Origin of the sequence: Paraburkholderia unamae, from assembly GCF_003268775.1 — a bacterium.
Lineage (GTDB): Bacteria > Pseudomonadota > Gammaproteobacteria > Burkholderiales > Burkholderiaceae > Paraburkholderia > Paraburkholderia unamae.
Genome location: NZ_QLSU01000005.1, coordinates 303,266 through 318,457 on the forward strand (window position 1 = coordinate 303,266; position 15,192 = coordinate 318,457).

At 67.4% G+C, this 15,192-nt stretch carries 9 protein-coding genes and 1 tRNA gene; 8 read left to right on the forward strand and 2 right to left on the reverse strand.

The features are described 5' to 3' along the window. Positions 1–146: 146 nt before the first annotated feature. The 5 genes from xdhA to guaD all read left to right on the forward strand — a co-directional run bounded on the left by xdhA (position 147) and on the right by guaD (position 7,907). Positions 147–1,700, forward strand: coding sequence for a xanthine dehydrogenase small subunit (gene xdhA, locus C7401_RS10870; protein ID WP_112171374.1), 1,554 nt, complete (start codon positions 147–149; stop codon positions 1,698–1,700). Positions 1,701–1,723: 23 nt separating this feature from the next. Beyond that, positions 1,724–4,117, forward strand: a complete 2,394-nt coding sequence (gene xdhB / locus C7401_RS10875) for a xanthine dehydrogenase molybdopterin binding subunit (RefSeq protein WP_112171481.1) — start codon at positions 1,724–1,726, stop codon at positions 4,115–4,117. An 80-nt stretch (positions 4,118–4,197) separates the two neighbouring features. Further along, the gene (gene xdhC / locus C7401_RS10880; RefSeq protein ID WP_112171375.1) at positions 4,198–5,283 is read left to right on the forward strand and encodes a xanthine dehydrogenase accessory protein XdhC; all 1,086 of its coding nucleotides are present in this window, start codon (positions 4,198–4,200) and stop codon (positions 5,281–5,283) included. A 40-nt stretch (positions 5,284–5,323) separates the two neighbouring features. Beyond that, the gene (locus C7401_RS10885; RefSeq protein WP_112171376.1) at positions 5,324–6,394 is read left to right on the forward strand and encodes an adenosine deaminase; all 1,071 of its coding nucleotides are present in this window, start codon (positions 5,324–5,326) and stop codon (positions 6,392–6,394) included. A 205-nt stretch (positions 6,395–6,599) separates the two neighbouring features. Continuing rightward, complete coding sequence (gene guaD / locus C7401_RS10890) at positions 6,600–7,907, forward strand: guanine deaminase (RefSeq protein WP_112171377.1); 1,308 nt, start codon at positions 6,600–6,602, stop codon at positions 7,905–7,907. A gap of 55 nt (positions 7,908–7,962) precedes the next feature. On the opposite strand, the gene C7401_RS10895 is transcribed toward guaD, so the two are convergent. Then, on the reverse strand, positions 7,963–8,673 hold the full coding sequence (locus C7401_RS10895) for a DUF4136 domain-containing protein (protein WP_112171378.1): 711 nt from the start codon (positions 8,671–8,673) through the stop codon (positions 7,963–7,965). A gap of 354 nt (positions 8,674–9,027) precedes the next feature. On the opposite strand from C7401_RS10895, the gene pepN reads away from it, so the two are divergent. The 3 genes from pepN to C7401_RS10910 all read left to right on the forward strand — a co-directional run bounded on the left by pepN (position 9,028) and on the right by C7401_RS10910 (position 13,151). After that, on the forward strand, positions 9,028–11,727 hold the full coding sequence (pepN, locus tag C7401_RS10900) for an aminopeptidase N (protein WP_112171379.1): 2,700 nt from the start codon (positions 9,028–9,030) through the stop codon (positions 11,725–11,727). A gap of 264 nt (positions 11,728–11,991) precedes the next feature. Beyond that, the gene (locus C7401_RS10905) at positions 11,992–13,008 is read left to right on the forward strand and encodes a class 1 fructose-bisphosphatase (RefSeq protein WP_112171380.1); all 1,017 of its coding nucleotides are present in this window, start codon (positions 11,992–11,994) and stop codon (positions 13,006–13,008) included. Between the two features lie 67 nt (positions 13,009–13,075). Beyond that, positions 13,076–13,151: transfer RNA gene (locus tag C7401_RS10910), tRNA-Thr, on the forward strand. 68 nt (positions 13,152–13,219) lie between these two features. Here the strand turns inward: C7401_RS10910 and C7401_RS10915 are convergent. Further along, entirely contained in the window at positions 13,220–15,061 is a 1,842-nt protein-coding gene (locus C7401_RS10915) for a tetratricopeptide repeat-containing glycosyltransferase family protein (protein WP_112171482.1), read from the reverse strand. Positions 15,062–15,192: the final 131 nt, after the last annotated feature.

The window sequence follows — 15,192 nt, forward strand, 5'->3', positions numbered from 1 at the left end:
ACATAACCCACATCTTGCGGGGGAAATACTTTCGCGACGCGAGCGGTGCTATCTTCGGAACTGGATGGCGATCTACGTGCGCGAGGCCGGCTTTGGCGCGCCCCTCTCGTAACGCGCGCCTGATCCGCAATGTCCCCGGGTTCACCATGACAACGCAAACCATCCGCTTCCTCCACCGAGGCGCCGTGCACGAAGTGCGCGACCTGCCTCCCACGCGCACCGTGCTTCAGCACCTGCGCGAGGATCTGCGCGCCTGCGGCACCAAGGAAGGCTGCGCCGAAGGCGACTGCGGCGCGTGCACGGTCGTCGTGGGCGAGCTCGATGACGAAGGCCGTCTCGCGCTCAAGGCGGTCAACGCCTGCATCCAGTTCCTGCCCACCCTGGACGGCTGCGCGCTCTACACCGTGGAAGACCTGCGTCAGCCTGACGGCGCGCTGCACCCCGTCCAGCAGGCGATGGTCGATTGCCACGGCTCGCAGTGCGGCTTTTGCACGCCGGGTTTCGTAATGTCGATGTGGGCGCTCTACGAGAACCAGCCTGCGGGCGCGGGGCTACCCGGTCGCGACGAAATCGCTCAGGCGCTCTCGGGCAACCTGTGCCGTTGCACCGGCTACCGGCCGATCGTCGACGCCGCGCTGCGCATGTTCGACGAAACCTGTCACCCGCGCGTGGCGCTGGACCGCGCGCGCGTGGAGTCGCAACTGCGCGCGCTGCAACGGCCCGGCACCTTCGAATATCGCGGGCCGGATGTGCGTGGCGCCGCGTCCGGCGAAAGCACGTTTTACGCGCCGCGCACGCTCGACGCATTTGCCGCGCTGCGCGCCGCGCACCCCGAGGCGCGCGTGCTCGCGGGCAGCACCGACGTCGGCCTGTGGGTCACGAAGCAGTTCCGCGATCTGGGCGACCTCATCTATACGGGCAACGTCGCGGAGCTCAGGACGATCGGGCGCGACGCGCAGACGATATCGATCGGCGCGGCCGTCCCGCTCGAAGAAGCCTATGCGGCGCTCGCCACCGACTACCCCGAACTCGCTGAACTGTGGGCGCGCTTTGCCTCGCTGCCGATCCGCAATGCGGGCACGCTCGGGGGCAATGTCGCGAACGGCTCGCCGATCGGCGACTCGATGCCCGCGCTGCTCGCGCTCGACGCCACGCTCGTGCTGCGCCGCGCGGCGCGCGTGCGCACGCTGTCGCTCGCGGCGTTCTACACCGGCTATCAAAAGAACGCGCTCGAAGCGGGCGAATTCGTCGTGGCGATCCGCGTGCCGCGGCCCGCGCCGACGCTGCGCTTTCGCACGTACAAGGTCTCGAAGCGCTACGACCAGGATATTTCGGCGGTGTGCGCGGCGTTTGCGCTCGACGTGCGCGACGACGGCTCGATCGCCAGCGCGCGCGTGGCCTACGGCGGCATGGCGGCCGTGCCGCAACGCGCGGCGCACGCCGAGGCCGTGCTCACCGGCGTGCCCTGGGACGACCACAGCGCGCAGCGCGCGATGGATGCGCTCGCCACCGACTACCAGCCGCTCACCGACATGCGCGCGAGCAGCGCGTATCGCCTGAAGGTTGCGCGCAACCTGCTGTGGCGCTGCTGGCTCGAAACGCGCGACGACGCGCCGCTCGCGCTGTGCGACGTCAACGCGTTCGCCTTCGCCGAAGGCGAGGGCGACGACGCGGCGGCAGCCGCCGGAGGCACGCCATGAACTACGAGGCCGAACCGCTCGTCATGCGCCCGGAGCACGGCAGTGCGCCAGGCACCGAACCTGCCCGCGAATGCGCGCTCGGCGCGCCGCTGCCGCATGAATCGGCCGAAGCGCACGTGAGCGGCGAGGCGCGCTACACCGACGACATCCCCGAACTGCACGGCACGGTGCACGCGGCGCTCGGCCTCGCGCGCCATGCGCACGCGCGCATCGTCGCGCTCGATCTCGAACGCGTGCGCTCGTCGCCGGGCGTGCTGGCCGTGCTGAGCGCCGCCGACATTCCCGGCGCCAACGACTGCGGCCCGGTGATCCACGACGATCCGGTGCTCGCGACCGACGTCGTGCAATACCTGGGGCAGCCCGTGTTCGCGGTGGTCGCGACGACCCACGAACTCGCGCGCCGCGCCGCTGCGCTCGCCGCCAGCGAAGACGTGGTGCGCTACGAGCCGCTGGAACCGGTGCTCACCATCGACGAAGCACGCAAGCGCCAGCATTACGTGCTGCCGCCGCTACGCCTCGTGCGCGGCGCGCCGAACGAGCGCATCGCCTCTGCGCCGCATCGTCTGGCGGGCACGTTCACCGTGGGCGGCCAGGAGCAGTTCTATCTCGAAGGCCAGGTCGCTTACGCGCTGCCGCAGGAACAAACGGGCATGCTCGTCTACAGTTCGACGCAGCACCCGAGCGAAATGCAGCAGGTCATCGCGCATCTGCTCGGCTGGCCCGCGCATCGCGTGATCTGCGAATGCCGACGCATGGGCGGCGGTTTCGGCGGCAAGGAATCGCAGTCGGCGCTGTTCGCATGCGTCGCGGCGCTCGCCGCGCACACGCTGCAACGACCCGTGAAGCTGCGCGCCGACCGCGACGACGACTTCATGATCACCGGCAAGCGCCACGACGCGCGCTATGCGTACGAAGCGGGCTACGACGACGACGGCCGCCTCGTGGGCGCGCGCGTCGAGATCGCGCTGCGCGCGGGCTATTCCGCCGACCTCTCGGGCGCGGTCGCGACGCGCGCGGTCTGCCACTTCGACAACGCCTACTTTCTTTCCGACGTCGAAATCGTCGCGCTTTGCTGCAAGACGAATACGCAGTCGAACACGGCGTTTCGCGGCTTTGGCGGCCCGCAGGGCGCGCTCGTGATGGAGGTGATGCTCGACGAGATCGCGAAGGCGCTAGGCCGCGATCCGCTCGACGTACGGCGCGCGAACTACTACGGCATCGGCGAGCGCGACATCACGCCCTACGGCCAGCGCGTGGAGGACAACGTGCTCGCGCCGCTCACCGACGCGTTGCTCGCGTCGAGCCGCTATCGCGAGCGCCGCGCGGCCCTGGCCGCGTACAACCGTGCGAGCCCGGTGCTCAAGCGCGGCATCGCGCTCACGCCGGTCAAGTTCGGCATCTCGTTCAACGTGCCGCATCTGAACCAGGCGGGCGCGCTCGTGCACGTCTACCGCGACGGCTCCGTGCTCGTGAATCACGGCGGCACCGAAATGGGCCAGGGGCTCAACACCAAGGTCGCGCAGGTCGTGGCGGGCACGCTCGGTTTGCCGATCGCACGCGTGCGCGTGAGCGCCGCCGATACGTCGAAAGTGGCCAACACGTCGGCGACGGCGGCCTCCACCGGCAGCGACCTGAACGGCAAGGCCGCGGAGGACGCCGCGCTTGCGATCCGCGCGCGCCTCGCGGCGTTCGCCGCCGCGCAGTACGGCGGCGCGCCGGAGGACGTGAGGTTCGAAGACGGCCAGGTGCGCGCGAACGGCAGCGCGATTGCGTTTGGCGAATTCGTCGAACTCGCGTATCTCAAGCGCGTGCAACTGTGGTCCGACGGCTTTTACGCCACGCCCAAGGTGCACTGGGACGCGCGCACGCTCACCGGCCACCCGTTCTACTACTTCGCCTATGGCGCGGCGGTGTCCGAGGTGGTCGTCGACACGCTCACGGGCGAATGGAAGCTCGTACGCGCCGACTTGCTGCACGATGCGGGCCAGTCGATCAATCCGGCCATCGATCTCGGCCAGGTGGAAGGCGGCTTTATTCAGGGCATGGGCTGGCTCACGACCGAGGAGCTCTGGTGGAACGGCGACGGACGGCTCATGACGCACGCACCTTCCACGTACAAGATTCCGGCCGTGAGCGACACGCCGGAGGCATTTCACGTGCAGCTCTATCGCGACGGCGGCAACGACAATGTCGAACCGAGCGTGTTTCGCTCGAAAGCCGTGGGCGAACCGCCCCTGCTTTTGCCGTTCTCGGTATTTCTCGCGATTCGCGACGCCGTGGGCGCGGCGGTGCCCGAAGCGCGCGAGGCCGCGCCGCTGCGCGCGCCCGCAACGCCCGAAGCGATTCTGGACGCGCTCGATGCGTTGAAGGCGCTGCAAGCGAGCGAACCGCCGGAGCGCCCCGCACTCCAACCGTGAAGGAGCGCGATCACGCGCAGTGATTCAGATTAACCGGCGGCACCTGCCAGAACGTGCCGCCCTGTAGGGAGAACCGCCAGATGCAAGCCTGGCTTTCCGATTTGCAGCAACTGCTCGCGCACGGCGACGCCGCGGTGCTGGTCACCGTCGCGCGCATCGAAGGGTCGGCGCCGCGCGAGGCCGGCACGAAGATGATCGTCACGCGCGAAGCGGCCCGCCACACGATAGGCGGCGGCCACCTCGAATGGAAGGCCATCGAGATCGCCCGCCAGGTGCTGCGCGACGGCATGCGCACGCCGCATGCGCGGCGTCTGGAGCGGCTCGCGCTCGGGCCGAGCCTCGGCCAGTGCTGCGGCGGCGCCGTGGTGCTCGCATTCGAGCGCCTCGACGTGGCCGACCTCGGCTGGATCGCCACGCTCGCGCGCCGGCTCGCGACGGGCGCATCGACCGTGCGTAGCGTATCATTCCGCTCCTCGCGCAACGGGAGCCCGGAAGGCCATGCCGCGGCGACCTCGGCGGCCGCCGCGACCGATGCGGTCATGCTCAGCGAGCCGGAACCGGCCGCGCAGGCGCCGGATTGCCTCCTGTGGGAAACCGGCGGCACGACGCTTCTCACCGAGACCATCGCGCCGAACGACTTCCCCGTGGTGCTGTTCGGCGCAGGGCACGTGGGCGCGGCGCTCGTGCGCGTGCTCGGCACGCTGCCCTGCCGCGTGCTGTGGGTCGACGAGCGCGACGCCGCGTTTCCGACGCCCGAGGCGTTCGCGCTGCTCAACGCGCCGAATGTCGCGATCGACGCCAACGACGCGCCCGACGAAGCCGTCGATACGGCCCCGCCCGGCACGAGCTTCATCGTGATGACGCACGATCATTCGCGCGATCTCGATCTCGCCGAGCGCATCCTGCGCCGCGGCGACTTCGTGTTCTTCGGCATGATCGGCTCGCACACGAAGCGCAAGCAGTTCGAGCACCGGCTCGCCGCGCGCGGCATCGACCCCATGCAGATCGCGCGCATGAACTGCCCGCTCGGCGTGGACGGCATCGTCGACAAGTCGCCCGAAGTGATCGCCGTCTCGGCCGCCGCGCAACTGCTCCAGGCGATCGAGGCCGCGAAGCTGGCGAGCGCCTGCTCAACCGCATCCGAATCTGCAACCCATCGCGCGTGATGTCACACACTGATGAACCCATAAGCGAATCGAACCGACCATGACGATCACGACCACCGCCAACACCGATAACGCCGCTGCCAACGCAAGCGCGCTCGTCGAAAAGGCCGCCAACGCGCCGAAGGCCGAGTTGCACATCCACATCGAAGGCTCGCTCGAACCCGAGCTGATCTTCGCACTCGCCCAGCGCAACAACGTGACGCTCGCCTACGACTCGATCGAGGCGCTGCGCGCAGCCTACGCATTCACCGACCTGCAATCGTTCCTCGACATCTACTACGCAGGTGCGAGCGTGCTGCTCACGGAGCAGGACTTCTACGACATGACGATGGCGTACTGCGAGCGCGCGCTCGCGGACAACGTCGTGCACACCGAAATTTTCTTCGACCCGCAAACGCACACCGAGCGTGGCGTGGCGATCGAAACGGTGGTCGCGGGCATCGATCGCGCGCTCGCCGACGCCGAAAAGCGCGGCCTCACGAGCAAGCTGATCCTGTGCTTCCTGCGCCACCTGAGCGAAGCCGATGCGCTCGCCACCTTCGAAGCCGCGCGCCCGCTGTTCGCGCGCTATGCGCGCCTCATCGGCGTGGGCCTCGATTCGTCCGAGCGCGGCCATCCGCCTTCGAAATTCGAGCGCGTGTTCGAGCAGGCGCGTGCGATGGGCCTGAAGCTCGTCGCGCACGCGGGCGAAGAAGGCCCGCCCTCGTACATCTATGAGGCGCTCGATCTGCTCAAGGTCGATCGCGTCGATCACGGCGTGCGCAGCATCGAAGACGCGGCGCTCGTCACGCGTCTGGCCGATACGCGCGTGGCGCTCACCGTGTGCCCGCTTTCGAACACCAAGCTGTGCGTGTTCGACGACATGACGCAACACACGCTCAAGGCGCTGCTCGACAAGGGCGTGGCGGTGACCGTCAACTCCGACGACCCCGCGTACTTCGGCGGCTACGTCAACGAGAACTACCGCGCGATCATCGAAGCACTCAAGCTCGACAGCGACGAGGTGTACACGATCCTGCGCAACGGCTTCGAGGCCTCGTTCGTGACGCCCGAAGAACGCGCCGCGCTGATCGCGAAACTCGACGCGAACTGGAATCGCGCAACGGCATAAAGCGTCACGGACAGCGTGACGTAAAGCGCCGACCTAAACGCGGACTCGTCCGCACAGCAAGCCCCAGCCCGGGCTGTCACACGAATCCGGCCCGGCGCGCGAGCGCCGGGCCGTGGGTCCTCGCGCGCTGCGTTTTCAGGAGCGGCGCGCGCCATGCGGGGCATGCACTGGACGACTACCTGAATTTATCGGAGACGAAGTTCCCATGACTCAATCGGCTTACCGCGCAAAACTGTTGACGTTCACCGGCGACCCTGCGCAATCGTCCGACGCCGCTGTCTTTGACGAAGACGGCGTCGTGATCGTCGAAGACGGCCACGTGGTCGCCTCGGGCGCGTGGTCCGCGCTCAAGTCGCGTGTGAGCGATGGCGCGACGGTCCACGACCTGCGCGACAAGCTGATCGTGCCGGGCTTCATCGACACGCACATCCACTACCCGCAGACGGACATGATCGCCTCGCCCGCGCCAGGTCTGCTGCCGTGGCTGGACACCTACACGTTCCCGACCGAGCGCGGCTTCGAAAACGAAGCGGTGGCGCAGGATACGGCGCGCTTTTTCGTCGACGAACTGCTCGCCTGCGGCACGACCACGGCGCTCGTCTACTGCACCGTGCACAAGCAGTCGGCCGACGCGCTTTTCACCGCGAGCGAGGCGAAGAACCTGCGCATGGTCGCGGGCAAGGTGCTGATGGACCGCCATTGCCCCGAGTTCCTGCGCGACACGCCGCAAACGGGCTACGACGACAGCGCCGAGCTGATCGGCCGCTGGCACAACCGCGGGCGCCAGATGTACGCGCTCACGCCGCGCTTTGCGCCCACGTCGACCGAAGCGCAGCTCGAAGCGTGCGGCGCGCTCGCGAAAGCGCATGCGGACATCTTCATCCAGAGCCACGTGGCCGAAAACCCGGACGAGGTGAAGTGGGTCAAGGAGTTGTTTCCGGGCCATCGCAGCTATCTCGACGTCTACGATCACTACGGCCTGTTGCGCCGCCGCGCCGTGTACGGCCACTGCATCTGGCTCGACGACGAAGACCGCCGCCGCATGGCGGACACCGGCACGGTCGCCGCGCACTGCCCGACCTCGAACCTGTTCCTCGGCAGTGGCCTGTTCGACTTCGACAAGGCGGGCGCGTCGTCGATGCCCGTGACGCTCGCCACCGACGTGGGCGGCGGCACCTCGTTCTCGATGCTGCAAACGATGAACGAAGCGCACAAGGTGGCGCGCATGGGCGGCCATCACCTCACGGCCACGCGCATGTTCTGGCTCGCGACGGCGGGCGCGGCGCAGGCGCTCGATCTCGCCGGCAAGATCGGCACGCTCGCGCCCGGCAGCGAAGCGGATTTCGTCGTGCTCGATGCGCAGGCCACGCCGTTGCTGGCGCGGCGCACCGCGCGCGCCGAATCGCTGGAGGAGTTGTTGTTCGCCCTCGCGCTGCTGGGCGACGACCGCACCGTGTTCGAGACCTACGCCGCGGGCAAACGCGTGCACAGCCGCGACGGCGCGCGCCGCTGACTGCACCGGCCCGCCCGGCCGGTCGCGCCTGTGTGGAAGGCGCGACCAGGAGCGCCTACTTCGCCGGCGCGCTTCCTGTGGGCGCCGCGCTTGCCTGCCCCGCACCCGCCGGGGCCTGCGCGGGCGGCGCACCGGTCTCGTTCGCCGCGCCACCGCTCTTGCCGAGCGGAATCTTGACCTCGGTCACCGTGCCGTTGGCCAGCGGGAAATTCCCCAACGCGCTCTGCACGAGGAAAGGCATCACGCGCACGAGCGACGGATCGTCGCCCGAGGTGCGCGCCGTCACGTTATAGACCTCCTTGCCGCTCGCCCTGTCGCTGATGCGAATGCCGAGCGCATGCGAGTACACCGGGTAGGTCTGGTTCACGTACGCGGGCTGATACGGTCCCCACGCGCCCCACGGATTCCACGGCCCCCAGTACGGGCCCGGCCAGGGGTTGTAGAACACGGGCTGCGCAACCGTCACCGTGTCCGTGCGGCTGCCGTAGGCGAGCCCCACGAGATAGCGCGCCTGCGGCTCGGCCACGAGGCGAAACGCATGCATGGCGAGCCCGTTGGCGACGAACTGCTCGTAAGTGCTCTGCTCGATGCTCTGGCTCTGTTCGGGACTGCGTTTGAACGCAAAGGTGCGCGTGGCGTCGCTGCCGCCGTCCCATGCGGAGAAAGCGGTCACCTGGCTCGTCACGTAGGTCGTGCAGCCGGAAAGCGTGAGGGCGAGCGCCGCCAGCATCAGGAGGGCGCGGCGGGTCCATCGATCGTGCATCATGGTCTTCTCGTAGCAGTGTTGCCTCGGTTGGAAAAGTGCAGTTGTGGGGCCGCTCTCTCCGATACGATCCAGCCGCAGCGCTTATTCCGTGCGCATGTCTTGTACGCATGTCGCCCGGTCGCGCCTGATTATGTGTCCGCCGGGCGAGGCCATTGCCCGGCGCGGAAGCCCGATCATACTGACTCGCGCCGCCGCGCGAAAGTTCGGGGGCCACAGGGCCGCGCGAGAGCGCGCGGGCGCAGACGGACAAAGCGGCCCGAGCCTTTGTACAATGGGGCGATCCGCCGCGCTCTCCTGACCCGGGCAGCCGGCCACTCCGATCCACCCCGATCTGACGCGCCCCCTATCCAGACCATGTCCGATACCGCCACGCCCACCGTGATCCGCCGCGAAGACTACGCGCCGCCCGCTTTTCTGATCGATACCGTCGACCTCGAATTCGACCTCGCGCCCGAGCGCACCGTCGTCAAGAGCACGCTGCGCGTGCGCCGCAATCCGGCGGCCGCGCAAGCCGCCGGCGCCGCGCATCTCGAACTGATGGGCGAACAGCTCGAATTCATCGGCGCGGCCATCGACGGCAAGCCCTACGCGAACGTGCGCGCGCACGAGCACGGCCTCACGGTCGAAAACGTGCCCGACGCCTTCGAGCTCACGCTCACCGGTGCGTGCGACCCCGCCGCCAACACCACGCTTTCGGGCCTGTACGTGTCGAGCGGCAACTTCTTCACGCAGTGCGAGGCCGAAGGCTTTCGCCGCATCACCTGGTTCCTCGACCGCCCGGACGTGATGGCGACCTACACGGTCACGCTGCGCGCCGACAAGCTCGCCTACCCGGTGCTGCTCTCGAACGGCAACCTGATCGCCGAGGGCGACCTGCCCGATGGCCGCCACTATGCGAAATGGGAAGACCCGTTCCGCAAGCCGAGCTATCTGTTCGCGCTCGTGGCGGGCAAGCTGGTGGCGCTGGAAGAGCGCATCCAGAGCGGCTCCGGCAAGGAAAAGCTGCTCCAGGTGTGGGTCGAGCCGCACGATCTCGACAAGACGCGCCATGCGATGGACTCGCTCGTCCACTCGATCCACTGGGACGAACAGCGCTTTGGCCTCGAACTCGACCTCGACCGCTTCATGATCGTCGCCGTGAGCGACTTCAACATGGGCGCGATGGAGAACAAGGGGCTCAACATCTTCAACACGAAGTACGTGCTCGCGAATCCGGAAACGGCCACCGACGTCGACTTCGCGAACATCGAAGCCGTGGTTGGCCACGAGTACTTCCACAACTGGACCGGCAACCGCGTGACCTGCCGCGACTGGTTCCAGCTGAGCCTGAAGGAAGGCCTCACGGTGTTCCGCGACCAGGAGTTCTCGGCGGCGATGTCGGGCGGCGACGAGAACGAAGCGGCGCGCGCCACCAAGCGCATCGAGGACGTGCGCGTGCTGCGCCAGATGCAGTTCGCCGAAGACGCGGGCCCGATGGCGCACCCGGTGCGCCCGGAAAGCTACGTGGAGATCAACAACTTCTACACGATGACCGTCTACGAAAAAGGCGCGGAAGTCGTGCGGATGTATCAAACGCTGCTCGGCCGCGACGGCTTCCGTAAAGGCATGGACCTGTACTTCCAGCGCCACGACGGCCAGGCCGTGACCTGCGACGACTTCCGCCACGCGATGGCCGACGCCAACGGCCGCGACCTCGCGCAATTCGAGCGCTGGTACAGCCAGGCGGGCACGCCGCGCGTCGCCGTGACGACGAGCTACGACGAAGGCACGCGCTGCTACAGCGTGACGCTCACGCAGGGCTACGCCAACGGCTCGCCCGCCGCGCGCGAAACGCAAAAGGGCCCGCTGCACATTCCGTTTGCGATCGGCCTGATCGGCGCGGGCGGCGCGGACCTGCCGCTGCGTCTCGAAGGCGAAGCCGCCGCGCACGGCACGACGCGCGTGCTCGAACTCACCGAAACGCAGCAGACCTTCACGTTCGCCGACGTGCCGGCCAAGCCCCTGCCCTCGCTGCTGCGCAACTTCTCGGCGCCCGTCATCGTCGACTACGACTACGGCAACGACGAACTCGCGTTCCTGCTCGCGCACGACAGCGACGCGTTCAACCGCTGGGAAGCGGGCCAGCGCCTCGCCACGCGTGAACTGCTTGCGCTCGCCAGCCGCGCCGCCGCCGGCCAGCCGCTCGAAATCAACGTCGCACTCGTCGATGCCTTCCACCGCGTGCTGACCGACGAATTGCTCTCGCCGTCGTTCCGCGAGCTTGCGCTCATGCTGCCTTCGGAAACGTATCTCGCCGAGCAAATGGCCCAATCCGATCCTGCCGCCGTGCACACGGCGCGTCAGTTCGTGCGCAAGCAACTGGCCACGGCACTCAAGGCCGAATGGCTTGCGGCCTACGAGCGCAATGTCACGCCGGGCGCATACGAGCCGACGCCCGAGGCGGCCGGTCATCGCGGGCTGAAGAATCTCGCGCTCTCGTATCTCTCGGAACTCGACGATTCCGCCGAAGCCGTGCGTCTCGCGACGGCGCAGTACGATGCGGCGAACAACATGACCGACCGCTCGGCGGCGCTTTCCGCGCTGCTGAACGCCCAGGCGGCGAGCGGCGGCGACGTCGCGCGCAAGGCGCTCGAAGACTTCTATGTGCGCTTCGAAAAGGAGCCGCTCGTCATCGACAAGTGGTTTGCGCTCCAGGCCACGCAGCGCGGCACGGCGCAACGCCCGACCATCGAAACCGTGCGCGCGCTCATGGTTCACCCCGCGTTCAACATCAAGAACCCGAACCGCGCCCGCTCGCTGATCTTCAGCTTCTGCGCCGCGAACCCCGCGCAGTTCCACGCCGCCGACGGCTCGGGCTACGCGTTCTGGGCGGACCAGGTGATCGCGCTCGACGCGCTCAACCCGCAAGTCGCGGCGCGCCTCGCCCGCAATCTCGAACTGTGGCGCCGCTTCACGCCCGCGCTGCGCGAAGCAATGCGCGCGGCGCTGGAGCGTGTGGCCGCCGAGGCGAAATCGCGCGACGTGCGCGAGATCGTCGAGAAAGCGCTGGCTTGATCAGACAATAGGCGCGGCGCGCTTGTGCAGGTTCAAGCCGCCGCGCGATCACCCGGCAACCCGGCAACCGGCCTTCGCGCCGGTTTTTTTACGCTTTTTTTTCGTGATTATTTTTGGCGGCACGAGCAGGCCGGCCGACGCGCGAAAGCGCGCACGGTCAAGCCCGCGCACGCTCCGGCGCTTTATTTTGCGCGGCTGCGCGGCGGCCGGTCACAGTCGAGCGGGTAGAATTGCGACATCCCTAAGCGCATCCGGAGTACTGCAATGGCTTTGCAACGTCGCACCACCCTCACCAAGTACCTGATCGAGCAGCAGCGCCAGCACAGCAACCTGCCCGCCGACCTGCGCCTGTTGATCGAAGTCGTCGCACGCGCGTGCAAGGCGATCAGCTTCAACGTCAGCAAGGGCGCGCTCGGCGACGCCCTCGGCACGGCCGGCAGCGAGAACGTCCAGGGCGAAGTGCAGAAGAATCTCGACATCCTCTCGAACGAAATTCTGCTCGACGCCAACGAATGGGGCGGCAATCTCGCCGCGATGGCCTCGGAGGAAATGGAAACGTTCTTCCCGATCCCGGCCAACTACCCGAAGGGCGAATACCTGCTCGTGTTCGACCCGCTCGACGGCTCGTCGAACATCGACGTGAACGTGTCGATCGGCACGATCTTCTCGGTGCTGCGCTGCCCGGACGGCAAGCAGGCCACCGAAGAATCGTTCCTCCAGCCCGGCACGCAGCAGGTCGCCGCCGGCTACGCGGTGTACGGCCCGCAAACGGTGCTCGTGCTCACGACCGGCAACGGCGTGAACTGCTTCACGCTCGACCGCGAACTGGGCTCGTGGGTGCTCACGCAAAGCAACATGCGCATTCCGGAAGACACGCGCGAATACGCGATCAATGCGTCGAACGCGCGCCACTGGTATGAGCCGGTGCAGAAGTACGTTGGCGAGTTGAACGAGGGTAAGGACGGCCCGCGCGGCGACAACTTCAACATGCGCTGGATCGCCTCGATGGTCGCCGACGTGCACCGTATCCTGAACCGCGGCGGCATCTTCATGTATCCGGCCGACAAGCGTGACCCGTCGAAGCCGGGCAAGCTGCGTCTGATGTACGAAGCGAACCCGATGTCGTTCATCGTCGAACAGGCGGGCGGCGTGGCGACCAATGGCGAACAACGCATCCTCGACATCCAGCCGAAGAGCCTGCACGAGCGCGTTGCCGTGTTCCTCGGCTCGAAGAACGAGGTCGAGCGTGTGACCCGCTATCACCACGAAGCGAAAAAATAAAAAAAGATGAAGAAAGGGCTTGCATAGTCTGAGGCTCTTTCCTATAATCTTTCTTCTCTGATGCAGCGCCGGAATAGCTCAGACGGTAGAGCAGCGCATTCGTAATGCGAAGGTCGGGGGTTCGATTCCTCTTTCCGGCACCAGGATTCAAGCAAAAGCCCAGTCTTCGGACTGGGCTTTTTGCTTTTCAGCGCGCCCTGAGGCCACTGCGTCACGCCTTTGGCGGCAACGCATCGAGCGCCGCCCCCATCTCCTCGATCACCTCATCCCAACGCCCGAGTTCGCGCTGCCTGAAAAGCCGCGCCGAGGGATACCACGGGCTATCGGTTCGCTTCGTCATCCAGCGCCAGTCGGTGCAGGTCGGCAGCAAGATCCACACCGGCACGCCCACCGCACCCGCGAGATGCGCGACCGATGTATCGACGGTAATCACGAGGTCGAGCGACTGGACGATGGCGAGCGTGTCCATGAAGCTCGATATTTCCCGCCCGAGCGGCGCAATGTCGATGCCGGCAGGCAATGCCTCCAGTTCGCTTTGCGCAGCGCCCTTTTGCAGCGAGAACCACGACACCCCGCCCCGCTCAAGCACGGGCTGCATGGTGCGTAACGCGAGCGATCGGTAGCGGTCGAATTCGTAATCGGGGTTGCCCGCCCAGACGAGGCCCACGCGCAGCCTGCGCGCGCCACGCGGCTCCCCGCCAGCGAGCCGCGCGCGCCAGCGCTCGATGAGGTCGAGCGGCGCCCCGAGATAAGGCATCGCCAGCGGCAGCCTGTCCAGCGTCAGCTTCATATGCTCAGGAAGCCGAAACATGCGGCTCCAGAAGTCGTAGGCACCAGGCGGCAGCGTGGTCCAGACCCGGTGCACGCCGTGCGCGCGGGCCGCCACGTCGGCAATCGCCTTGTCCACCCAGACGTCGACCGTCGCGCCCTGGCGCTCCAGCCACGCGGCGTAGCGCAAGGACTGAAGCTGGTCGCCCAACCCCTGCTCGCCTACAAGCAAGAAGCGCCGCCCGCTCACCGGTTCGCCCGACCACTCCGCGAAACCGGGACGCACCAGCGTGCTGTTGCACGCCAGACGCTCGTGCCAGTGGTAATGCCGCCAGCCGCGCTCGAAGTCGCCGTCGCGCAACATCGCGACGGCCGCGTTGAACTGCACGGGCTCGTCGTCGGGCAAGAGGCGCGCCGCCTCGTCGGCGTGGTGCCGCATGCGCGCATGCTCGCCGAGCATGTTCAAGGCGTAGCTCGCGTAATGGTGCAGCTTGCCGCGCGTGGCGTCGACGGCGAGCCCCTGAAGCGCCACCTCGTATGCTGCGTCGAAGCGATGGATTTCGTTGAGCCGCAAGGCGAGGCTTTCGAGCGCCGCGCCGTCCCGCGCGAAGGCCGCGCGCATTTGCGTGATCTGCGCGTTCAACCCGGAGGCATGTCCGAGACCAGCGAGCGCCTTCAGCAAATCGAGACCATCGGCAAGACGGGAAGCGCCTGACTCGTACGCGCGGCGAGACCAGACCACAGCTTCTTCGAAGCGTTCGTCCTCGAGGCAAAGCGCTGCAAGACGCCGCATGGCGTCATGCAACGTGGGATCGAATTCGAGCGCCTTCTCGTAATGCATGCGCGCCTCGGCCCGGCGCCCCGCGAGCTTCAGCACATCGGCCAGGTTGCGATGCTCGCTGGCCGTCCCGCCGCTGAGCGCGATCGCGCGGCGGTATAACGCTTCGGCCACGACGTGGGCTTTCTCCAGCGCGGCCAGCAAACCGCGATGCTCCCATAGTTCGGCGCGCTCGGGCGACACGTTGATGGCGCGCTCCAGGTAGTCGCGCGCAAGGTCGCGTTGCCCGTCGCGAAAATAAGAGAGCGCCACGCGGTGCAACGCGTGCGCGTGGCGCGGCTCTCGCGTGAGCACATCCTGATAGGCGAGCAACGCCTCGCACGTTCGCCCGGCCTGGAAGTGCAGGTCTGCGAGCGCAAGCGGTTCGCTCGCGCGGGCGTGTGTGGCCGAAGTGTCGGCCGTAGTGTCGGCCGATGTCTCGGCCGATGCGGTGACGGGGTGGCTCATCGTGAATTCCCGCCGCATCGGTGGCGCGCGGGTCGGGTTCGATCTGGGCGGTGCGCTCGGGCCCGGGCGGCCTCCGCGTCTGTACTTTTTAAAGATAAATAAGATCGGCACGCTACCGAATCAGACATGTC